The sequence below is a fragment of the Aliidongia sp. genome (assembly GCF_035943795.1).
Classification (GTDB): Bacteria; Pseudomonadota; Alphaproteobacteria; order ATCC43930; family CGMCC-115725; genus Aliidongia.
In genome coordinates this window covers 1-1,919 of the sequence record NZ_DASZBY010000109.1, presented here as the reverse complement: position 1 = coordinate 1,919, position 1,919 = coordinate 1, and the positions used below count along the sequence as shown (strand labels likewise).

The window sequence follows — 1,919 nt, the reverse complement described above, 5'->3', positions numbered from 1 at the left end:
CGCTCGACCTCAATACCGGCACGCTTACATTGAGCGGCGCCAATAGCTTTGCCGGGCCTGTCAACGTCAACGCGGGCTTGCTTGTCCTGCGCGGCGGTCTTGCGATGGGCGACACCGCGCCGGTCATCGTCGCCGGTCCCGGCACACTGGAAGTCGACAACGCCGAACGTGTTGGCAGCGTTGCGGGCAGCGGCGGGATCGTGCTCAAGGACGCACTGTTCACCGGCGCCGACAACTCCGATACGACCTTCTCGGGCGTGATCTCCGGCACAGGCGAGCTCGTCAAGGAAGGGTCCGGCACCTTCACCCTCACGGGGCCGAACACCTACAGCGACGGCACGGAAATCGACAGTGGCACGCTCAAGGGAGACTCGACCTCGCTCACCGGTTACATCTCAAACAATGCCCTGCTGTACTTCGCGCAGAACATCGACGGCACCTTTGCCGGTTCGATCACCGGTGGCGGCGCGATCGAAAAGGAAGGCGAGGGCACACTCGCCCTTACCGGCGACAATAGCGGCAGCAGCGGCGCCATCACGATCGGCGCGGGAAGGGTGGTCATCACGTCGGCGGCAAATATCGGCACCGGCGTGATCACGCTGGACAATGGCGCGCTGGAGATCGACGAGCGGACGGATCTCGCCAATGATTTCCATCTCGGAACGGGTCATCAGATGCTGGTGATCAAGAAAGTGTCCGCGCTCCCTGGCACCATGTCGGGCGAAGGCGGCTTCACCAAAGCCGGTCCTGGCAAACTTTCGCTGACCGGCATCAACACCTACGCAGGCGATACCGACATCCAGGAGGGACTCGTCAACGTCGACGGCGTTCAGACAGCATCGCGGTCTGTCGTCGAGAGGGACGCCACGCTCGGCGGCTCAGGTACCAGTCACGGCATCCTGGCCAAGGCGGGCTCGACGCTGGCACCGGGCCATTCGATCGGCACGATGTACTCCGACGATGCCGGCATCCGGATGGACGCCGGCTCGACCTATCATGTCGAAATCTCGCCGTTCGGCCGCTCCGACAAACTGGTGACGACAGGCAAGGCGACGATCGATCATGCCAGGCTGCTGATCACGCGCGAGTTCGTGCAATCCGAGATGGCGCAAGCGGACCTGGCGGCGATCGCAAAGCCCGGCAAGCTCGTGATCCTTTCGGCCGCGGACGGCGTCAGCGGCACATTCGACACGATCTATCCGAGCTTCGCCTTCCTCAACCTCGGCGTGAGCTACCAGAAGACCTTTGTCGACCTCAATGTCGGCCGCAATCCAATCTCTTTCGAAAGTGCCGGGACGACGCCGAATGAGCGATCGGTCGGCGCGGCGATTGAGGGCCTCAAAGGCGTCCATCCGATCTACAATGTGTTGCTAACGGTTCCGACGCTCGCCGACGCCGCGATGCTGGAGCATCAGGTCTCCGGCGAAATCCATGCTGACGTCGCCGGCGAGGTTCTGGCCGACAGCGCCATCATAAGGGACGCGGTGTTTGACCGGATGGCCACGCGCGCGCCGGGAACGCCGGCATTCTGGCTGCATGGTCTCTACGGCACTGGTACCACGTCGGCTGACGGCAATGCCGTCAAGCTTGACCGCCGGACCTATGGCGTCGTCGGTGGTGTCGATCAGGCGCTTGGCGGCAACTGGCTGATCGGCATAGGTGGCGGCTATGAGCAGACACCGCTCAAGACCGCGACCATGGGTACGGCACAGGTCGACAGCTATCACGCGGCCGCTTATGGCGGTGGCGACCTGTTCGGCCTCTCGCTTTATCTTGGCGGCGCCTATGGCCGCTATGACACGAGCACCGCGCGCGTCGTGGACGTGGCAGGGCTGGTCGCTGCCGAGAACGCGCAATACGGCGTCAATCAGGGTCAGGCCTTTGGCCGGATCGGCATCCCGATTGCGATGGATGATACT

1 protein-coding gene is annotated in these 1,919 nt (G+C 63.4%); it reads left to right on the top strand.

Annotated elements, in window-relative coordinates; translation table 11 throughout:
• The coding region (locus VGV37_RS21400) for an autotransporter outer membrane beta-barrel domain-containing protein (RefSeq protein ID WP_326881794.1) at nucleotides 1-1,919 on the top strand (1,919 nt) is incomplete at both ends.